The following is an 18612-nucleotide window of genomic DNA, read 5'->3' as shown; positions in this document are numbered from 1 at the left end:
GCTCGGCCAGTACTGCTCAGTGCTCGTCGTAGTGGCCGCCGTGCACGGCGTGCCGGTGCCCGTCGTGCACATAGTCGACATGGTCGTCGTGGACGACGGCGAGGTGGCCGCACCCCGGCCCGTGGGCGTGCGGGTGCTCGCTGCAGGAGTCGTGGCCGGGCGCCTGGCCGGTGGGGAAGGGCTCGCGCAGGCGGGCGCGACGGCGTACCCAGATCCCGATCGGCCACGCGATCGCGTAGCAGGCGAGGGCGAGCAAGACGATGGTCGGACCGGGCGCGACCGAGGCCCGGTACGACGCGAAGGTCGCCACGACCAGGCCGCCGACCGACGAGAGCGTGCCGAGCGCCATCGCCGCGACGAGTGTGGTGCGGAACGAGCGGGTCAGCTGCTGGGAGGTCGCGACGGGCACGACCATGAGCGCGGAGACGAGGAGCAGGCCGACGGTGCGCATCGCGACGGTGACGCTGACGGCGGCGAGGACGGCGACGAGCACGTTGTAGACGCGCACCCGCAGGCCGGCGACGCGGGCGAACTCCTGGTCCTGGGCGACGGCGAACAGCTGGGGCGCGAGGCCGAGGCAGAGCCCGACGACGGTGATCGCGAGCACCATGGTGACGATCACGTCGGACGGCGAGATGGTGTTGAGCGAGCCGAAGAGATAGCGGTTGAGCGACGCGGCGCTCTGGCCGGCGAGCCCGCTGAGGAAGATGCCGCCGGCGAGGCCGCCGTAGAACAGCAGCGCGAGGGCGACGTCGCCGTTGGTCTGCCCGCGCTCGCGGATCACCTCGATCAGCACCGCGCCGAGGACGGCGACGAGCACCGCCGTCCAGAGCGGGGAGGCGCCGGTGGCGAGGCCGAGCGCGACGCCGGTGACGGCGACGTGGCCGATGCCGTCGCCCATCAGCGCGAGGCGGCGCTGGACCAGGAAGGTCCCGATCGCGGGGGCGGCGAGGCCGGTGAGGAGCGCGGCGATGAGCGCGCGCTGCATGAACGGCTGCGAGAACAGCTCGACGGGGGACATCAGCCCTCACCTCGCGGACGGTCGACGGGCGAGGAGACCTGCGGGACGTGGTCGGCGTCCGGTCGCCCGTGGTGGTGATGGTGGTGGGTGTGCGGCTCGGCGAACCAGGGCTGGTGCACCTCGTGGTCGCGCAGCGGGGAGCCGTCGTAGGCCACCCGGCCGTCCCGCAGGACGACGGCCCGGTCGACGAGCGGCGCCAGCGGGCCGAGCTCGTGGGCGACGAGGACGATGGTCGCGCCGCGGCCCTTGAGCCGGGCGAGCGTGTCGGCGAGGACCTGCTGGTTGGGCAGGTCGACGCCGGCGGTGGGCTCGTCGAGGAAGAAGAGCTCGGGCGCGCCGGCGAGCGCGCGGGCGATGAGCACCCGCTGCTGCTGGCCGCCGGACAGGTTGCTGACCGCGTCGCGGCGGCGGTCGGACAGGCCGACCACCTCGAGCGCGTCGTCGATCGCGGCCCGGTCGGCCTTGGAGAGCGGGCGGAGCAGCTTGCGGCGGGTGAGCCGGCCGGCGGCGACGACCTCCCAGACGGACGCCGGGATGCCCGACGCGGCGGTCGCGCGCTGGGGGACGTAGCCGATCCGGTGCCAGTCGTCGAAGTCGTCGAGGGGGGTGCCGAACATGCGCACCTCGCCGCCCACGAGCGGTCGCAGGCCGACCAGTGCGCGCACCAGCGTGGACTTGCCGGACCCGTTGGCGCCCATCAGCGCGACGAAGTCGCCGGGTGCGACGCTGAGGTCGATGCCGCGCAGCACCGGCCGTCCGCTGAGGGCGACGCTGCCGTTGGTCATCACGACCGCGGGACCGTCGACCACGGGGGCGCCCCCGGACGTGGTCATCGGCAGCCGTTCGCGGTGATCAGGGTCTTCAGGTTGGCCTTCATGAGGGAGAGGTAGTCGTCCTTCGAGTCGGCGGAGGTGAGCCCCTCGACCGGGTCGAGCGTGCCATTGGTGAGCCCGAGGTCGTGGGCCAGGCCCTCGCCCAGCGCCGGCTCGAGCGGCTCACTGAACACCGTGGTGATGCCTTCCGTCCGGATCAGTTCCTGCAGCTGTCCCAGCACCGCCGCGGTCGGCTCGGCCTCGGGGGAGAGCCCGACGATCGAGGCGACGTGGAGGCCGTACTTCTCCAGGTACCCGAACGCGTCGTGGGACACCACGATGGTGTCACGCTTGCAGTCGCGCAGACCAGCGGCGTACGACGCGTCGAGCGCGGTCAGGTCGTCGTGCAGGCCCTTCGCGTTGGTGCGGTAGTCCGGCGCGTGCTTCGGGTCGATCTTCGCCAGCCGCTCCGCCATCGCGTCACCGAGCGTGGCGAGGCGGAGCGGGTCCTGCCAGAAGTGCGGGTCGAGACCACCGTGGTCGTGGCCCGCACTCTCGTCGTGGTGCTCGTGGTCGAGCGGCACCGGGTCGACGACCTTGGTCGCGTCGAGCGTGCTGCCGGTGGCGTTCTGCGCGACCGCATCGTCGACCGCCGGCTGGAAGCCGGACTCGTAGACCACGAGGTCGGCCGCGGAGAGCTCCGCGGTCTCCTTGACGGTGAGCTCGAGGTCGTGCGGCTCCTTGCCGGGCTGGGTCAGCAGCGAGACCTCGGCGCCGGTGCCGTGGGTGACCCGGTCGGCGACGTACGCGAGCGGGTAGAACGCCGCGGCGACCTCGACCTTGCCGTCGTCGGCGGTGTCGCTGAAGGCCGAGCAGCCCGAGGCGAGGAGGGCGAGGGAGGAGACGGTGACGAGGCCGATCGACAAGCGCATGAGAATCATTCTCATCTGCGCGGGCGGCTGGGTCAAGTCGACGGTCAGTGGACGGGCAGCAGGCTCCCCAGTGCCGCGAGCAGGACGTCGGTCCGCGCCGGCGGCCGGACGGCGATCCGCACCCACGTGTCGTCCAGCCCCGGGAAGGTGTCGGCGCGGCGGACGGCGATGCCGGAGGCCCGCAGCTCCTCGCGGACGCCCGCGCCGACCTGGGCGAGGACGAAGGACGCGGCCGAGTGCTGGAACGGGATGCCGAGGGTCGACAGCCCCTGGGACAGGTGCGCGCGCCAGGTCGCGATCTCCTCCGCCCGGCGGCGGCCCTCGACCACGGCCGCGGGGGAGGTGCAGGCGACGACGGCGGCAGCGGCCGTCGTACCGATCGACCAGGGGGTCTGGCCGCGCTCCAGTCCGGCGACGACGGCCGGGTCACCGGTGACATAGCCGGCGCGGACGCCGGGGATGCCCCAGTGCTTGGTCAGCGAGCGGATGACCACGAGCCCGGGGAGCCTGACCGCCACGAGTGCGTCGGGCTCGCCGGGGACACAGTCCATGAATGCCTCGTCGACGACGACGAGTCGGCCGGGCCGGAGCAGCGAGCGCAGGACCGCGGCAGGATGCAGCGCCCCGGTCGGGTTGGTGGGATTGCCGACGACGACCAGGTCGGCGTCCTCGGGGACGTCGCCCGCCGCCAGGGCGAAGGGCGCGGACAGGACGACCGGGGTGACCGCGTGACCGGCCTGCTCCAGCGCGGCGTGCGGCTCCGTGAACTGCGGGTGGACGACGACCGGGCGCCGCCACTCCCGCAGCCGCGCCACCAGCGTGAACGCCTCCGCGGCGCCCGCCGTCACCAGCACCTCGTCCTCGCCGATCTCGTGCAGTCGTGCCACCGCCGCTCGAGCCAGGGACGCCGACGGGTAGGCGCCGACGTCGTCGAGCGACGCGAGCAGGGCGGCGTCCAGCCAGGGCGGGCGCGGGCCGTCGTACACGTTGACGGCGAAGTCGAGATCCGCCCCACGGGCCTCGACGTCGCCGTGGTGACGCAGCGGATCCGGCTCAACCATGGGCGTGGACCGCCGCCGCGAACCGCTCGGCCAGCTGTGGGTGACCGGCCCAGTGCGTGTGCAGGTACGACGCGTGCAGGGTCGCCGACGCGAAGCCGACCTCGGCGCCGTCGACCGACCACCCCGGCGTCGGGCCGACCGTCGGCGCGACCGTCGTCCGGTGGAACTCGTGGGCGGTCACGGCCTCGCCCGCCCGCGTGAGCAGGGTGTCGGCGACGCCGGTGGCGACGGGGTAACGCAGCGTCAGCCGCGAGGTCATCTCGGCATCGGCGTCGAGGACTCCGGTCATCGGCACGCCGTCGAGGGTCCGGCACAGGTAGAGCAGGCCGGCGCACTCGGCGACCGTCGGCAGCCCGTCCCGTACGGCATCGCGGATCTCCGCCCGCAGCGCCGCATTCGCCGACAGGTCGGCCGCATGGACCTCCGGGAAGCCGCCCCCGAGGTAGAGCCCTGCTGTCCCCGACGGCAGGGAGGCGTCGAGCGCCGGATCGAAGGGGACGACGTCGCAGCCGAGCGCGGCGAGCAGCTCGGCGGTCTCGGCGTACTGGAAGGTGAAGGCGCGCCCGGCGGCGACCGCCACCCGCCGTCGCTCGCCCGAGGCGACGGCCGGAGGCGTCCACGCCACCGCGTCGAGGGCGGGCGCCGAGCGGGCGATCGCGAGGACCGCCTCCAGGTCGACATGCTCGGCGACCACCTCACCCAGCCGCGCGACCACCGCCTCCGACTCGCCCCGCTCGGCCGCGGTGACCAGGCCCAGGTGCCGTGAGGGCGTGGCGATCGACGCATCCCGCGGGATCACGCCGAGCACCGGCAGCGAGATCGACGACCGGACCTCGTCGGCGTGGCGCGCCGAGCCCGCCTGGTTGAGGATCACGCCGGCGACCTCGACCGTCGGGTCCCAGGTCGCCATCCCGTGCACCACCGCGCCGATCGAGCGCGACGAGCGCGAGATGTCCACGACGAGGACGACGGGCGTCCGGGTCAGCGCCGCGACGTGGGCGGTCGAGGAGAAGCCGTCGCCGCCGATCCGGCCGTCGTACAGGCCCATCACGCCCTCGACCACCGCGACCTCGGCATCCGACGCGCCGTGGAGCAGCAGCGGTGCGACCTGCTCCTCGCCGACGAGATGCGGGTCGAGGTTGCGGCCGGGGCGGCCGCAGGCGAGCGCGTGGTAGCCGGGGTCGATGTAGTCCGGACCCACCTTGTGCCCGCTCACGGCGTGCCCGGCGTCGCGCAGCGCGGCCATCAGGCCGGTGGCGACCGTCGTCTTGCCCTGCCCCGTGGCGGGCGCGGCGACGACGATCCGGGGGAACGGAGTCACCACTCGATGCCCTTCTGGCCCTTCTGGCCGGCGTCCATCGGGTGCTTGACCTTGGTCATCTCGGTGACCAGGTCGGCCGCCTCGATCAGCCGCGGGTCGGCACGGCGGCCGGTGATCATCACGTGCTGGTGGCCCGGCCGGTTGGCGAGCGTCTCCAGGACGTCGTCGATCGAGACCCAGCCCCAGTTGATCGGGTAGGTGAACTCGTCGAGCAGGTAGAGGTCGTGCTCCTCGGCAGCGATCCGCCGCTTGATCTCGGCCCAGCCCTCGGCGGCCGCGGCGGCGTGGTCGTCCTCCGAGCCGGCCTTGCGCGACCACGACCAGCCGGAGCCCATCTTGTGCCATTCGATGCCGAGCTTCTCGAAGGCGGTCTGCTCCCCGAGCCGCCACTTCGCGGACTTCACGAACTGGAAGACACTGATGTTCCAGCCCTGGTTCCAGCCGCGCAGCGCCAGCCCGAAGGCGGCCGTCGACTTCCCCTTGCCGTCGCCGGTGTGGACCATCACCAGCGGCCGGTTGCGGCGCTGTCGGGTGGTCAGTCCGTCGTCCGGTACGACGAGCGGCTTGCCCTCAGGCATGGTCCGTCTCCTTCATCTGCCAGGTGTTCTCGTGGATGGCGTCGGCGAGCGGCCGGCGCGAGCGCCAGCCGTGGCGCTCCAGGTCGGGCACGGTCTCGAGGTGGCTGACCGTCCCGAAGCACAGCCAGGCGACGGGGCGCGTCTCCTCGGGGATGCCGAGCAGGTCGCGCAGGAAGTCCTCGCGGTAGAAGGACACCCAGCCCACGCCGAGCCCCTCCGCGGTCGCGGCCAGCCACAGGTTCTGGATGGCGAGGACCGTCGAGTAGAGGCCGGCGTCGGCGATCGCGTGCCGCCCCAAGACGTGCGTGCCGCCCCGGGACTGGGTGTGCGTGACGACGACGCCCAGCGAGGACTCACAGATCCCCTCGACCTTGATCCGGTCGAACGTCTCGCGGCGCTCCGGCGGGAGCGATCCCGCGAAGACGTCGCGCTCGGTCGCCACGTGGTCGCGGAAGGTACGGCGCAGCGCGGGATCGCGCACCAGCACGAAGTCCCACGGCTGGCTCATCCCGACGCTCGGCGCGCGGTGGGCGGCGTCCAGGACGCGCAGCAGGACGTCGTCGGGCACCGGCTCGCCGGTGAACTCCGCGCGGACGTCGCGGCGCCGCGCGATCACGTCGTACAGCTGGGTGCTCATGCGGCCCGCCGTGCCGCGTCGACGAGCGCCTCGGCGCTCACCTCGCCGATCGGGACGTGCTCGGCGCCCAGGTGCTCGGCCAGCGTGGCCGCGAGGCCCATCCGCATCGGCCCCGACTCGCAGTCGACCACCACGCACGTGACGCCGGACTCGGCCAGGAGCCCCGCCGCCATGCGGGATCGCGCCACCGCGTCGGCCCCGGACGTCGCGCGCCCGTCGGTCACCACGACCAGCAGCGGACGGCGCTGTGGGTCGCGGGTGCGCTCGACAGTGAGGAGGTGCGCGGCCTCGAGAAGTCCCTCGGCGAGCGGGGTCCGCCCACCCGAGGGCAGCTCCTCCAGCCGCTGCGCAGCCGCGTCGACGGAGTGCGTCGGGGGCAGCGCCACCGCGGCCTCCGCGCCGCGGAAGGTGACCAGGCCGACCTTGTCGCGGCGCTGGTAGGCGTCGAGCAGCAGGCTCAGGACTGCGGTCTTGACCTGCTCCATCCGCCGCCGCGCGGCCATCGAGCCGGACGCGTCGACGCAGAAGAGGACGAGGTTGGACTCGCGCCCCTCGCGCACCGCGACGCGCAGGTCGGCCGGTCGCACGACCAGCGGCCCCGTGCCGGTGCGGCCGCGGGCGTGCTGGTGGGGCACCGCCGCTCGGATCGTCTCGGTCAGGTGGATCGCCCCGCCCGGACCGGTCGGCGCGGTGGCTCCGATCCGGCGGCCGTTGGTCGTGCGGGCGCGGCTGCGGCGACCCGCGGTGCCGGCGCCGACGCCGCGGACGGTGAGCAGGCGGGTGCGGAAGGTGGCGCCGCTCGCCGCGACACTGCTGGGCAGGCTGCCCGCTCTGGCGCTGTCGGCGCCGGCGGCGCCGGCGGGCTCCGGCATCGGCGCCTCCGGGGACTCGGCTGACTCCGGCCCGGAGCCGTCGTCGCCCGGGGCGTCGTCGGCACCGGGGCCGTCGGGGCCGTCCGGCTCCGGCCCGGGACCGTCGGGGTCCGGCTCCGGCTCCGGCGGCAGCTCGTCGTCGCCGAGCGCCTGCTCCAGCAGGTCCTCCTCGAGCCCCGGTGCGTCGAACGGCTTGCGCCGCCGCCGGTGCGGGAGCGCCAGCCGGGCGGCGACCCGGATGTCGTCGAGCGTCACCTGGGCGCGGCCCGACCAGGCGGCGTGGGCGACGGCGGTGCGGGCGGTGACGATGTCGGCGCGCAGGCCGTCGACGTCGAAGGCCGCGCAGACCTCGGCGATCTTGAGCAGCCCGGCGTCGGTGAGCCGGACCGAGCCGACCAGGGCCTGCGCGTCGCCGATCCGCCGGCGCAGCGCGGTCTCGGCGGCGGCGTAGGCGGCGACGAAGGCGGCCGGGTCGGCGTCGTAGGCCATCCGGCGGCGGACCACCTCGGCCCGCAGCGCCGGGTCGCGCGGCGCGGCGACCTCGACGGTCAGGCCGAACCGGTCGAGCAGCTGCGGGCGCAGCTCGCCCTCCTCGGGGTTCATGGTCCCGACCAGCACGAAGCGCGCCTCGTGGGTCATCGAGACGCCGTCGCGCTCGACGGTCGCGCGGCCCATCGCCGCGGCGTCGAGCAGCAGGTCGACCAGGTGGTCGTGCAGCAGGTTGACCTCGTCGACGTACAGGATCCCGCGGTGAGCCTTGGCGAGCAGGCCCGGCTGGTACTCCGCCTTGCCCTCCGCCAGTGCGGTCTCGATGTTGATCGACCCGGTGACCCGGTCCTCGGTGGCGCCGATGGGCATCTCGACGAGGGGGACGGGACGGTCGTCGACCGGCGGCAGGACGGCGGTCAGCGCGCGCACGATCGTCGACTTCGCCGTCCCCTTCTCCCCGCGGACCAGGACGCCGCCCACCTCGGGGGCGATCGTGGTGAGGATCAGCGCGAGGGCCATCGGGTCCGGCCCGTCGGGGCCGTCGGCCCCGACCACGGCGCTGAACGGGAAGTGTCGATCGTCGGGGGCATGGGTCATCGGAGGCGCTCCTTCCGGGCGACGCGAACGGTGGAGTAGAGGTACGACTCGGCGGCGGACGCCGACGCCAGCGCCGGGCCGACGAGGATCACGGCCGCCTGCCGGAGCCCGGCGTCCTCGACCAGGTCGGCGATGGTGCCGACGGTGCCGCGCAGGACGAGCTCGTCGGGCTGGGTCGCGCGCGAGACGACGGCGACGGGGCACGCTTCGCCGTAGGACGCGGACAGCTCGTCCATCAGCGCCCGCGTGCGGGTGATCGCCAGGTGCAGCACGAGCGTCGCGCCGGTCGCCGCGAAGGCCGCCAGCGACTCGGTCGCGGGCATCGCCGTCGAGCGCGCCTGGGTGCGGGTCAGGACGACGGACTGCGCCACCAGCGGGACGGTCAGCTCGCGGCCCACGATCGCCGCCGCGGCGGCGTACGCCGGCACCCCGGGCGTCACGTCCCACGGCACGCCGGCTGCGTCGAGCCGGCGGGTCTGCTCGTGGAGCGCCGAGTAGAGCGACGGGTCGCCCGACGTCAGCCGGACGACGTCGAGCCCGGCCGCGTGCGCGTCGACGAGCGCCGCGGTGATCCGGTCGAGGTCGAGGTCCTGGGTGTCGACCAGCCGCGCGTCGGGACGGCAGTGGGACAGGACCTCGGCGTCGAGATAGGTGCCCGGGTAGAGGACGACGTCGGCCGCACCGAGGAGCGCCGCCGCGCGCAGGGTCAGCAGGTCGGCCGCGCCGGGGCCGGCGCCGACGAAGTGCACGGTCATGAGGGCTCTCCCTGAGGCTGGGTCCAGGACCACTGGACGACGGCGCGGGCCGGCGTCCAGCCGGTGAACCGTCCGCCCAGCGGCGTCACGTGCTCGACGGCGAGCCGGGTGAGCTCGCCGCCGTGGGTGTGGAAGGCGTCGATCAGCAGCCGCTCGGTCTCCAGCGTCACGCCGTGGACGACGAGCCGGCCGCCGGGCGCGAGGGCCTCGCGGCAGAGGTCGAGCAGGCCGACGGCGGTGGCGCCGCCGCCGACGAAGATCGCGTCGGGCGTGGGCAGTCCGGCGAGGGCGTCGGGAGCGGAGCCGGTGACGACCGCGAGCCGCGGAACCCCCAGGTTGGCGGCGTTCCGCGCGATCCGGGCCGCCCGCTCGGGGTGGGCCTCGACCGCGGTGGCCGAGGTGAGGGGATGCGCGCGCAGCCACTCGACGGCGACGGATCCGGCGCCCGCGCCGACGTCCCAGAGATGGGCGCCGGGCACGGGCGCGAGCCGGGCCAGCGCGCTCGCCCGGACGTCGCGCTTGGTGAGCTGGCCGTCGTGCTCGAAGGCGTCGTCGGGGAGCCCGGTCGCCCAGGAGGCCGGGCCGCTGCCCGCCACCTCGAGCGCCAGCACGTGCAGCCGGGGCGCCGGGCCGCCCGCGTAGACGGCGTGGGACTCGTCGGCGGCGCCCAGGTCGCCGAGCACGTGGATCGTGGTCGCGCCGAAGCCGGCCGCCTCCAGGACGCCGGCGACCGCCGCCGGCGTGGACTCGTCGGACGCCAGCACCAGCAGCCGTCGTCCCGGCGCGAGCTCGCGGCGCAGCGCGGCGACGTCGCGCCCGACGAGCGTCACGACCGCGGACTCCTCGGCCGACCAGCCCATCCGGGCGCGGGCGAGGGACACCGACGACACCGCCGGTACGACGTCGACCGCGTCGGCGCCGAGCATCCGGACGAGCGTCGTCCCGATGCCCGACACCATCGGGTCACCCGATGCCAGCGCCACGATGCTGCGCCCGGCGTGCTCCTTCAGCACGCCCGGCAGGGCCGCGAGCGGACGCGGCCACGGCCGTCGTACCTGGCCGGGGACGGCGGGGACGAGCCCGAGGTGGCGCTCGCCGCCCAGCAGCACCTCGGCGTTGCCGACCAGGGCGCGGGCGGCCGGCGTGAGGTGTCCGTCGGCGCCGATGCCGACGACGGTGATCAGTCGACCCATCGCGGCGTCCAGACGGTGCCGTTGGGCTCCACGCGGGTCGAGGAGGCGCCGATGATGAGCAGGCACTTCATGTCGATGCTGTCGGTGTCGAGCGCGCCGAGAGTGGTGACGGTCAGCGACTCCTCGGCGCGGCCGACGTCGCGGCCGACGACCACGACGGTGTCGGAGGAGCGGTGCTCGAGCATGATCTTCTGCAGCTCGACCACCTGCTCGCGCCGCGAGCGCGAGGCCGGGTTGTAGACGCCGAGGACCAGGTCGGCCTCCGCGATCGCGCGCAGCCGCCGCTCGACGACCGGCCACGGCTTGAGCCGGTCGGACAGGCTCACGACCGCGAAGTCGGCGCCGATCGGCGCTCCCGCCCGCGCCGCCACCGCCTGGACCGCGCTGACGCCGGGCAGCACCCGGACCGGCACGGTCGCGTGCTCGGGGTGCGCCGGGTCGGCCGCCGCCTCGAAGACCGCGGCCGCCATGCCGAACACGCCCGCGTCGCCGCCGGAGACGACGGCCACCCGCTCGCCGCGGAGCGCCAGGTCGAGCGCGAACCGGGCCCGGTCGACCTCGACCGTGTTGCCCGACGCGTGCCGCTGAAGGCAGGGGCGCTGCGGCACCCGGTTGACGTACGGCGCGTAGCCGACCACGTGGTCGACCTCGGCCAGCGCCGCGCTCGCCTCGGGCGTGAGCCAGCCGTCGGGGCCGGGGCCGAGACCGATCACCAGAAGCTCGGAGGGTTGCGGTTGGGTCCCCCGCCGCAACGAATCGGCTTCAGACGTTGCGGTGGGGGCCCAAACCGCACGCATTCGCGCCGCCGACGCCGGCCGCGCCGAGTCGCCCGGCACCACGATCAGCGAGAAGTACGGCACCGAGTCGGCATCGACCTCGGCCACCGGCAGCCAGCGCTCCTCGGCCTGCGACGCGCGCTCGACGTACAGCGCTCCCTCGAGGCGGCCGGCCTGGGCCAGAGCGGATCGGACGGCAGGGAAGGTCCGGCCGAGCTTCATGATGACCGCGCCGTCGGTGTCGGCGAGGCGGCGGGCGAGCTCCGGCTCCGGGAGCGTGCCGGGGAGGACGGTGAGGACGTCGTTCTGCCGCACCAGCGGCGCCGGGACGGTGGCGGTCGCCGCGGCGAAGGCGGGCACGCCGGGCACCACCTCGACGTCGAAGCGGTCGCGGAAGCGGTCGAGGAGGTACATCGACGAGCCGTAGAAGAGCGGGTCGCCCTCCGCCAGCAGGACGACGTCGCGCCCGGCGTCGAGGTGGGCGGCCAGACGCTGCTCGCACTCGTCGTAGAAGTCGGCCAGCGCGCCGACGTACCCCTGGGGGTGGTCGGTCGTGCCGGTCGTGACGGGATAGCGGAGCTCCTCCTCGACGACGTCGGCCGGGATGAGGTGGGCGGCGATCCGGCGCGCGTGCGACTCCTTGCGGACGCCGGCGTGGAAGGCGACGACGGCGGCCGTGCCGATGAGCCGCTCGGCCTTGCGGGTGATCAGCTCGGGGTCGCCGGGGCCGATGCCGACGACGAGGAAGCGCCCGGTGGTCACTCCGCCTCCTGGGCCAGCGCGTTGACCGCGGACGACGCCATCGCGGATCCGCCGCGACGGCCCCGCACGGTCACGAACGGGATGTCGATGCCGGACTCGTCGGCGAAGGCGGCGAGTGCGTCCTTCGACTCCGCGGCGCCGATGAAGCCCACCGGGCAGCCGACGATCGCCGCGGGCCGCGGGCCGCCGTCGAGGATCATCTCGAGCAGGTGGAAGAGCGCCGTGGGGGCGTTGCCGATGGCGACGACGGCGCCGTCGAGGTGCGGCTCCCAGAGCGAGACGGCGGCCGCGGTGCGCGTGGTCGACCAGCGCTTCGCCAGCTCGGGGACCCGCTCGTCGGTGAGGAAGCAGTGCACCGGGTTGTCGGCCGGCAGGCGGCCGGCGGTGATGCCCATCGCGACCATCCGCGCGTCGCAGAGGATCGGCGCGCCGGAGTCGAGCGCAGCCCGGCCGGCGGACACGAGCCGCGGGTGGACGACCAGGTCGCGGACCAGGTCGGTCTGCCCGCTGCCGTGGATCATCCGGACGGCGACCTTCTCGGCGTCGGCGGGCACCTGGGACAGGTCCGACTCGCGGCGGATCGACGCGAACGAGTCGACATAGATCGCCGGTCCGTCGGCGATGTAGTCGTAGCGGCGGGTCGGTGCGACCGGCTCGGTCATCGGCTCTCCTCGAGGATCGGCTGCTGGGGCTGCTGGGGGATCAGGACGCCGTGCCACGGCGTGACCACGACGGTGTCGGCGGGCCAGGCCGCCACGTCGGCGACGCCCAGCCCGTCGTCGCCGACGGGCAGGTGCTCGCCGCCGGGGACGGCGCCGTAGCCCAGCGCCCCCGTCCGTACGGCGGCGCCGGGCGCGGGCGCCGCGGTCGGTGCGAGGGGCAGGACGAGCTCGTCGACGTGCCAGGGGGCGGCGGGGCCGTCGCCGCGGACGGCCAGGAACCGGCGGGCCAGCTCGGCCAGCGCCGCGGGCGCGTCCCCGAGCGTGACGACCTCGCCCCAGGCGGCGCCGACCCGCAGCTGCGCGCGGTGGGCGTCGAGCGCGACCAGGCCGAGGTCCTTGTGCCGGTCGGCGAGGTCGCCGCGGCCGTCGTCGAGCGTGAACAGGAAGCGGCCCGGCAGGTCGGCCAGCGCGTCGTGGGCCAGCAGCAGCGCGTCGAGCGCGGCGAGCACCGGCCGCAGGTCGGTGCGGCCGCCGGCGAGCCCGGTCTGGGGCGAGACGAGGACGTTGCGGACCCGGTCGTGGCGGGCCGACGGCAGCAATCCGGTCGCGGTGAGGGCGGCGAGCGCGTCGGCGGCCAGCAGGCCGTCGGTGGTCAGCGGCATCGCGCGGAGCTGGAGGTTGGCGCGGGCGGTGAGGCGGATCCGGCCGTCGCCGTACTGTTCGGCGACGGCGGCGAGCGCCCGCATCGCCGTACCGGTGACGCGGCCGCCGGGGACGCGGATCCGGACGAGTCCGCCGTCGTCGGCCGGCCAGGGGTGGACGATGCCGGGGCACCGGTCCGGTCGGCTGCGCGCCATGGGTGGGGTCCTTCGAGGCCGGGGCTCCTCGCGATCGCCCCACATCGACCTCACGACGGTCGGGCCGCAAGGGCCAGCAGGTCTTCGGACTCGGGATCATCCGGCCCGGAGCGTCTTCCCAGATCTCGCTCGGAGATCCAGTGACATCGTGCTCCGTCCGTCACCCACACCGCTGCGCGTCAGTCCCGGACTCGCACCGGGTTCCCTTCGCTGGCGCCGGCCACTCTAGCAATCCGATTCTGTCGGGCATCGTCGGTAGCCTGACCGCCATGCCCTCGCTCAAGGACGTCGTCGACCTGGTCCACGGCTGGTACCCCCCAGCCAGCGCCGACAGCTGGGACGCCGTCGGCCTCGTCTACGGCGATCCCGCGCAGCCGGTCAAGAAGGTGCTGCTCGCCGTCGACCCGGCGCCCGAGGTCGCGGCCGAGGCGGCGGAGTGGAAGGCCGACCTGCTCATCGTCCACCACCCGCTCTTCCTCAAGGGCGTCAACGGCTTCGCGGCCACCACGCCCAAGGGCCGCACGCTGCACACGCTGGCCAAGGCCGACTGCGCGCTGCTCACCGCCCACACCAACGCCGACCAGGCGGTCGGCGGGGTGTCCGAGGCGTTCGCGGTGGCGCTCGGGCTGACCGACCTGGCGCCCATCGTCCCGGCGCCGAGCGAGCCGCTCGACAAGCTCACCGTCTTCGTCCCGGCCGACGCCGCCGCGCCGGTGCGCGCGGCCATCGCCGAGGCCGGCGCGGGGCGCATCGGCGACTACGACTTCGCCTCCTTCACCAGCGCGCCGGGCGAGGGCCGGTTCCGCCCGCTCGACGGCGCCGACCCGGCGATCGGCACCATCGGCGAGCTCGAGGTCGTCCCCGAGGTCCGCATCGAGGTGGTCCTCGGCCGCAGCCTGCGCCCGGCCGTGGTCCGGGCGATGCTGGCCGCCCACCCCTACGAGGAGCCGGCCTACGACGTCGTCGCGCTCGCCGACCCGGGCCTGGTCACCACCGGCACCGGCCGGGTCGGGTCGGTCGCGCCGACCACGCTCGCCGAGTTCGCCGAGACGGTCCGCAAGGCGCTGCCCGAGACCCATCACGGCGTCCGCGTCGCCGGCGACCCCGACCGTCCGGTCAAGCGGGTCGCCGTCTGCGGCGGCGCCGGCGACTTCCTGCTCGACCGGGTCGCGGGCCTCGACGTCGACGTCTACGTCACCAGCGACCTGCGGCACCATCCGGCCGCCGAGTTCGTCGAGAAGGGCGGCCCGGCGCTGGTCGACGTCGCCCACTGGGCGGCCGAGTGGACCTGGCTCCCGGTGCTCGCCGAGCGGCTCCACGAGGCGCTCGGCGACGGCGTGGAGACCCGGGTGAGCGCGGCGGTCACCGATCCTTGGACAATGCACCTGTGAACGCCGATCCCGCCGCCCAGCTCCGTCTGCTCGACCTGCAGGCCCTCGACTCGCAGGTCGACCAGCTGCGCCACCAGCGCGCCAACCCCGCGGAGGCCGCGGAGATCAAGGACCTGCTCGGCAGGAGGTCCGACGTCGACGGCCGGATCCGCGACCAGCGCATCGTCGTCGACGACCTCGCGGTCGCCCAGGCCAAGGCCGACGCCGACGTCGAGCAGGTCAAGGCCCGCCGTACCCGCGACCGCGACCGGATGGACTCCGGCGCCGTCGCCAACCCCAAGGACCTCGAGCGCATGCAGCACGAGCTCGAGTCCCTGGAGCGCCGGATCGCGACTCTCGAGGACGAGGAGCTCGAGGTCATGGAGCAGCTCGAGGAGGCACAGTCGGCGATGGCCGAGCTGACCTCCGCGATCGACGAGCTCGACGGCCGCCTCGGCGAGCTCACCACGTCGCGCGACGAGCGGGCGGCGTCCCTCGACGCCGAGATCGCGTCGGTCGCCGCCGGGCGGCCCGCGATCGTCGCCGACCTCCCCGACGACCTGGTCGCGCTGTACGAGAAGCTGCGGGCCAACAAGGGCGGCATCGGCGTCGGCGCGCTGCGCGCCCGTCAGTGCGGCGGCTGCCAGCTGACCCTCGACGCGGGCGAGATCGCCGAGATCCGGGCCACCCCCGCGAACGTCGTGCTGCGTCACGAGGAGTGCCAGCGGATCCTGGTCCGCACGCCCGAGAGCGGGCTGTGACCGCTCGCCGGGTCGTCGTCGAGGCCGACGGTGGCTCGCGCGGCAACCCGGGCCCGGCGGCCTACGGCGCCGTCCTGCGCGACGCCGACACCGGCGCCGTCCTCGCCGAGGACGCCCGGACGCTCGGCGTCACCACCAACAACGTCGCCGAGTACTCCGGCCTCGTCGCCGGCCTGACCCTCGCCGTCGACCATGCCCCGGGGGCCTCGGTCGAGGTGCGCATGGACTCCAAGCTCGTCGTCGAGCAGATGTCCGGGCGCTGGAAGATCAAGCACGCCGACATGCAGACGCTCGCGGCCGAGGCCAAGGCGATCGCGCCCGCCGGCACGACGTACACCTGGGTGCCGCGGGCCGCCAACGCCCACGCCGACCGACTCGCCAACGAGGCGCTCGACGGCAAGCGTGCCGGCGTCACCCTGCCCGGCGCCGTCCCTGCCGACGGCCTGGCCGACGAGCCCGAGTCGGCGGCCGAGCAGGCCGAGTCGCCCGCCCGCGGGCCGGGGCAGCCGACCACGATCGTGCTGGTCCGCCACGGCGTCACGCCCCACACCACCGGACGGCGGTTCTCCGGCGGGCTGGGCGGCGACAACCCGCCGCTGTCCGACGAGGGCCGCGCGCAGGCCGCCGAGGTCGCGACCTGGCTGACCGAGCTGCGCGACAGCATCGACGTCGTCGTCGCCTCGCCGGTGCGCCGTACCCGCGAGACCGCCGACATCATCGCCGCCGAGCTGGGCCTGCCCGTCGAGGAGGACGCCGGCTTCGCCGAGATGGAGTTCGGCGAGTGGGACGGCCTCACCTTCGCCGAGGTCGCCGAGCGCGACCAGGCCCGGCTCGACGCCTGGTTCGCCGACATGGCGACGCCGCCGCCGGGCGGCGAGTCGTTCGTCGCCGTCCGCGAGCGGGTGCTCGCCGGCCTCGACCGGCTGCTCACCACCCACCGCGGCCGCACCGTCGTCGTGGTCAGCCACGTGACGCCGATCAAGACCCTCGTCGCGCACGCGCTCGACGCGCCGCTCGAGACCCTGTTCCGGATGGAGCTCGCGCCCGCCGCGGTCTCCGTCCTCGCGTTCTACGACGACCCGCGCACCGGCGAGTCGAAGGGCTCGATGCGTTTCTTCAACGCGCTCGCGCCGGGTCGCCGTACGCTGCGCGACTCCGGCCGCTGGTAGCCGTCGTACCGGACGAATCGGTCGCAAAACAGGCGATTTCGCGACCGATTCGTCCGGTACGACGGTGGCCCAGCCAGTGTTCGCGGAGGATCGGGTCGAGATCCCGGCGCCGGGACACCGTGGAGGTGTCCACCCACCACCGCGGCTGCTCGATGGTCCACAGGCGGGGTCCGGTCGTGCGGCCGGCTCGCTCGTACGCGCCGGAGATGCGATGGTGCAGGCGCGGCTGCTCACCGCGGCCGGCCACCATGATGACGACCTCGATCCCGAGGCGCCGCATGAGCTCCTCCCGCGCCAGATCCCGGCTGCGGCGTCGCCCGCTGTCGTGCACGCTGCCGTCGTACTCCCCGGCGACGCCGGCCTCGACGTCGAGCAGGTCGGGGGTCACGAGGTGGTTGCCGGCGAGGTCGAACACGGGCTGGTTGCAGCGAAGCTGCCGGTTCCGGTGTTCCTGCCAGGCGCGCCGCATCACGGTCTCCATCGGCGACCAGACGTTCTCCTCGGCCGCGTCGAGTGCGGCCTCGAGCCGGCGCTTGCCGGGCCGGCTGACGAGCCGGGCGGTGTAGGCCCGCAGCTCGGCGAGGCTCACCAGGTCGTCGTACATCGCCATCTCGATCGCGACCAGCGCGCTCGTCTCGCCGTCAGCCACCCGCGCCTCGTAGGTCACTGACCGGACCGGGATGGTGACGGGAAGTCCGTCGACCAGCATCACGTCGCCGGGCAGCAGCCAGTCCTCCGACACCACCACGCCGGGTCGCCGCCGACGGGCGTGCCGGTCGCCGACCGCCACCGGGACCGGCCGCGGACTGCTGTCGGCGGCCATGCCGTCGGACCAGCGCGCCCCCAGCCAGTGCAAGGCGGCCCACCCGGTGGCCGCACTGCCCTCCGGCATCGCGGCGACGGCGTCGACGATCCGTTGCGCCACGGTGTCGGCCACCCCGGCCGGGCGGTAGAGCCCGCGCCCGACCCTGGTCCAGGACGCCCCGCGCGCCTGACGGGGTGAGGGGCCCGTGACCCCACGCGGATCGGTGCGCGTCGGCACGACGAGTCCGGAACGGTTGATGCGCAACTCCATGCGGAGAGCATCCGCCGATCCGACGATCCGTGCGGCGCGCTCTCCACAGCCCCCGTCGTACCGGACGTTCTGGTCGCGAAATGGCGATTCTGCGACCAAAACGTCCGGTACGACGAGCCCTCAGAGTTCGCTGACGACGATGTCGAGCTGAGTTCCCGACTTCCCCGAGGCCGTCTCGACGGTCCAGCCCAGCCGGCCCAGGACGTCGGCGAGGGCGGCCGGGGTCCGCGGGTCGGCGCCGTCCTCGAGCAGCGCCCGGACGATCCGGCCCTTGGTGGCCTTGTTGAAGTGGCTCACCACCTTGCGGGTGCCGTTGTGCTCGTGCAGCACGCGGACCGTCGCCACGCGCGGCGCGAGCTCGGGCCCGGGCTTCCAGAAGTTCGCGTACATCCCCGAGCGCAGGTCGACGAGCAGCCCGCGCCCCAGCGCCGCGGTCATCACCGGCGGCAGCGCCTCGCGCCAGACCGCGGCGACCGGGCCGAGGTGGGGGAGCGAGGCGTCACCCGAGAGCCGGTACGACGGGATCCGGTCGCCGAAGCGGACCATCCCGAACAGGCTGGACGCGACCGCGACCCGGCTCGTGGCCCGGCGCTTGGCGGCGGGCGACAGGGTGGCGACGTCGAGGGCGTCGTACAGGACGCCGGTGTAGATCCGGTCGGCCCGCGCCGTCGGCGCGCTCGGCAGGTCGGCGTTGCGGTCGACGAGGTCGACCTGGCCGGCGGAGAGCCCGAGGACCTCGGCCGCCTTCGCCGGGTCGTCGCGGCACAGCGTGACCAGCGCGTCGAGCACCTCGCGGCGGGCGTGGGTCAGCTCGGGCAGCGCGAGGCCGGACAGGTCGAGCGCGGCTCCGCGGGACGGAACGGACTTGCCCTCGCTCGGCGGCAGCAGGATCAGCACCGGCCAAGGATAGGG

General features: G+C 74.7%; 16 protein-coding genes, 1 pseudogene and 1 riboswitch. Of the genes and pseudogenes, 3 read left to right on the top strand and 14 right to left on the bottom strand.

The genetic code is table 11. The annotated features are described in order from the left end of the window. Positions 1-16 precede the first annotated feature (16 nt). The 12 genes and pseudogenes from AB4880_RS06000 to AB4880_RS05940 all read right to left on the bottom strand — a co-directional run bounded on the left by AB4880_RS06000 (position 17) and on the right by AB4880_RS05940 (position 13325). A complete protein-coding gene (locus AB4880_RS06000) occupies positions 17-1021 on the bottom strand; it encodes a metal ABC transporter permease (protein WP_367918302.1) in 1005 nt (334 codons plus the stop codon). After that, positions 1021-1854 carry a metal ABC transporter ATP-binding protein gene (locus tag AB4880_RS05995; protein WP_367918301.1) on the bottom strand — a complete coding sequence of 278 codons (834 nt, stop codon included), beginning with the start codon at positions 1852-1854 and terminating at the stop codon, positions 1021-1023. Before AB4880_RS05995 ends, AB4880_RS06000 begins: the two co-directional genes overlap by 1 nt. Further along, positions 1851-2765, bottom strand: a complete 915-nt coding sequence (locus AB4880_RS05990) for a metal ABC transporter substrate-binding protein (RefSeq protein ID WP_367918300.1) — start codon at positions 2763-2765, stop codon at positions 1851-1853. The genes AB4880_RS05995 and AB4880_RS05990 overlap by 4 nt, the downstream gene beginning before the upstream one ends. A gap of 44 nt (positions 2766-2809) precedes the next feature. Then, positions 2810-5150, bottom strand: a pseudogene (cobBC, locus tag AB4880_RS26090) (bifunctional hydrogenobyrinic acid a,c-diamide synthase/histidinol phosphate aminotransferase CobBC). After that, entirely contained in the window at positions 5144-5725 is a 582-nt protein-coding gene (gene cobO, locus AB4880_RS05975) for a cob(I)yrinic acid a,c-diamide adenosyltransferase (RefSeq protein WP_367918297.1), read from the bottom strand. Before cobO ends, cobBC begins: the two are co-directional and overlap by 7 nt. Continuing rightward, positions 5718-6362: a 5,6-dimethylbenzimidazole synthase gene (bluB, locus tag AB4880_RS05970; protein ID WP_367918296.1), complete on the bottom strand. Its 645-nt coding sequence runs from the start codon at positions 6360-6362 to the stop codon at positions 5718-5720. The genes cobO and bluB overlap by 8 nt, the downstream gene beginning before the upstream one ends. After that, positions 6359-8320, bottom strand: coding sequence for a VWA domain-containing protein (locus tag AB4880_RS05965; RefSeq protein ID WP_367918295.1), 1962 nt, complete (start codon positions 8318-8320; stop codon positions 6359-6361). The genes bluB and AB4880_RS05965 overlap by 4 nt, the downstream gene beginning before the upstream one ends. After that, complete coding sequence (cobM, locus tag AB4880_RS05960) at positions 8317-9075, bottom strand: precorrin-4 C(11)-methyltransferase (RefSeq protein ID WP_367918294.1); 759 nt, start codon at positions 9073-9075, stop codon at positions 8317-8319. The genes AB4880_RS05965 and cobM overlap by 4 nt, the downstream gene beginning before the upstream one ends. Next, complete coding sequence (gene cbiE / locus AB4880_RS05955) at positions 9072-10268, bottom strand: precorrin-6y C5,15-methyltransferase (decarboxylating) subunit CbiE (protein ID WP_367918293.1); 1197 nt, start codon at positions 10266-10268, stop codon at positions 9072-9074. Before cbiE ends, cobM begins: the two co-directional genes overlap by 4 nt. After that, positions 10256-11806, bottom strand: coding sequence for a precorrin-3B C(17)-methyltransferase (cobJ, locus tag AB4880_RS05950; RefSeq protein ID WP_367918292.1), 1551 nt, complete (start codon positions 11804-11806; stop codon positions 10256-10258). Before cobJ ends, cbiE begins: the two co-directional genes overlap by 13 nt. Continuing rightward, the gene (locus AB4880_RS05945; protein WP_367918291.1) at positions 11803-12468 is read right to left on the bottom strand and encodes a precorrin-8X methylmutase; all 666 of its coding nucleotides are present in this window, start codon (positions 12466-12468) and stop codon (positions 11803-11805) included. The genes cobJ and AB4880_RS05945 overlap by 4 nt, the downstream gene beginning before the upstream one ends. Continuing rightward, a complete protein-coding gene (locus tag AB4880_RS05940; protein ID WP_367918290.1) occupies positions 12465-13325 on the bottom strand; it encodes a ferredoxin-like domain-containing protein in 861 nt (286 codons plus the stop codon). Before AB4880_RS05940 ends, AB4880_RS05945 begins: the two co-directional genes overlap by 4 nt. A gap of 58 nt (positions 13326-13383) precedes the next feature. Continuing rightward, positions 13384-13555, bottom strand: a riboswitch (cobalamin riboswitch). Between the two features lie 39 nt (positions 13556-13594). On the opposite strand from AB4880_RS05940, the gene AB4880_RS05935 reads away from it, so the two are divergent. Genes AB4880_RS05935 through AB4880_RS05925 form a run of 3 tightly spaced genes read left to right on the top strand, consistent with a single transcriptional unit; the run spans position 13595 to position 16625 of the window. Continuing rightward, on the top strand, positions 13595-14716 hold the full coding sequence (locus AB4880_RS05935) for a Nif3-like dinuclear metal center hexameric protein (RefSeq protein ID WP_367918289.1): 1122 nt from the start codon (positions 13595-13597) through the stop codon (positions 14714-14716). Next, on the top strand, positions 14713-15456 hold the full coding sequence (locus AB4880_RS05930; protein ID WP_367918288.1) for a zinc ribbon domain-containing protein: 744 nt from the start codon (positions 14713-14715) through the stop codon (positions 15454-15456). The genes AB4880_RS05935 and AB4880_RS05930 overlap by 4 nt, the downstream gene beginning before the upstream one ends. Then, complete coding sequence (locus AB4880_RS05925; protein WP_367918287.1) at positions 15453-16625, top strand: bifunctional RNase H/acid phosphatase; 1173 nt, start codon at positions 15453-15455, stop codon at positions 16623-16625. The genes AB4880_RS05930 and AB4880_RS05925 overlap by 4 nt, the downstream gene beginning before the upstream one ends. Here the strand turns inward: AB4880_RS05925 and AB4880_RS05920 are convergent. Next, the gene (locus AB4880_RS05920; protein ID WP_367918286.1) at positions 16573-17700 is read right to left on the bottom strand and encodes a hypothetical protein; all 1128 of its coding nucleotides are present in this window, start codon (positions 17698-17700) and stop codon (positions 16573-16575) included. The two genes, AB4880_RS05925 and AB4880_RS05920, sit on opposite strands and share 53 nt — an antisense overlap. A gap of 120 nt (positions 17701-17820) precedes the next feature. Beyond that, the gene (yaaA, locus tag AB4880_RS05915; protein ID WP_367918285.1) at positions 17821-18597 is read right to left on the bottom strand and encodes a peroxide stress protein YaaA; all 777 of its coding nucleotides are present in this window, start codon (positions 18595-18597) and stop codon (positions 17821-17823) included. Positions 18598-18612: the final 15 nt, after the last annotated feature.

Origin of the sequence: Nocardioides ginsengisoli (assembly GCF_039537225.1) — a bacterium.
In the GTDB taxonomy this organism is placed as follows: Bacteria; Actinomycetota; Actinomycetes; order Propionibacteriales; family Nocardioidaceae; genus Nocardioides; species Nocardioides ginsengisoli.
Note: the sequence above shows the minus strand (reverse complement) of the source record. Positions and strands in the feature narration are given on the sequence as shown.

Excerpts from the sequence above, each read along its gene's own strand:
- AB4880_RS06000 (WP_367918302.1), bottom strand. The coding sequence starts at position 1,021 with ATGTCCCCCGTCGAGCTGTTCTCGCAGCCGTTCATGCAGCGCGCGCTC.
- AB4880_RS05995 (WP_367918301.1), bottom strand. The coding sequence starts at position 1,854 with ATGACCACGTCCGGGGGCGCCCCCGTGGTCGACGGTCCCGCGGTCGTG.
- AB4880_RS05990 (WP_367918300.1), bottom strand. The coding sequence starts at position 2,765 with ATGCGCTTGTCGATCGGCCTCGTCACCGTCTCCTCCCTCGCCCTCCTC.
- cobO (WP_367918297.1), bottom strand. The coding sequence starts at position 5,725 with ATGCCTGAGGGCAAGCCGCTCGTCGTACCGGACGACGGACTGACCACC.
- bluB (WP_367918296.1), bottom strand. The coding sequence starts at position 6,362 with ATGAGCACCCAGCTGTACGACGTGATCGCGCGGCGCCGCGACGTCCGC.
- AB4880_RS05965 (WP_367918295.1), bottom strand. The coding sequence starts at position 8,320 with ATGACCCATGCCCCCGACGATCGACACTTCCCGTTCAGCGCCGTGGTC.
- cobM (WP_367918294.1), bottom strand. The coding sequence starts at position 9,075 with ATGACCGTGCACTTCGTCGGCGCCGGCCCCGGCGCGGCCGACCTGCTG.
- cbiE (WP_367918293.1), bottom strand. The coding sequence starts at position 10,268 with ATGGGTCGACTGATCACCGTCGTCGGCATCGGCGCCGACGGACACCTC.
- AB4880_RS05945 (WP_367918291.1), bottom strand. The coding sequence starts at position 12,468 with ATGACCGAGCCGGTCGCACCGACCCGCCGCTACGACTACATCGCCGAC.
- AB4880_RS05940 (WP_367918290.1), bottom strand. The coding sequence starts at position 13,325 with ATGGCGCGCAGCCGACCGGACCGGTGCCCCGGCATCGTCCACCCCTGG.
- AB4880_RS05935 (WP_367918289.1), top strand. The coding sequence starts at position 13,595 with ATGCCCTCGCTCAAGGACGTCGTCGACCTGGTCCACGGCTGGTACCCC.
- AB4880_RS05920 (WP_367918286.1), bottom strand. The coding sequence starts at position 17,700 with ATGGAGTTGCGCATCAACCGTTCCGGACTCGTCGTGCCGACGCGCACC.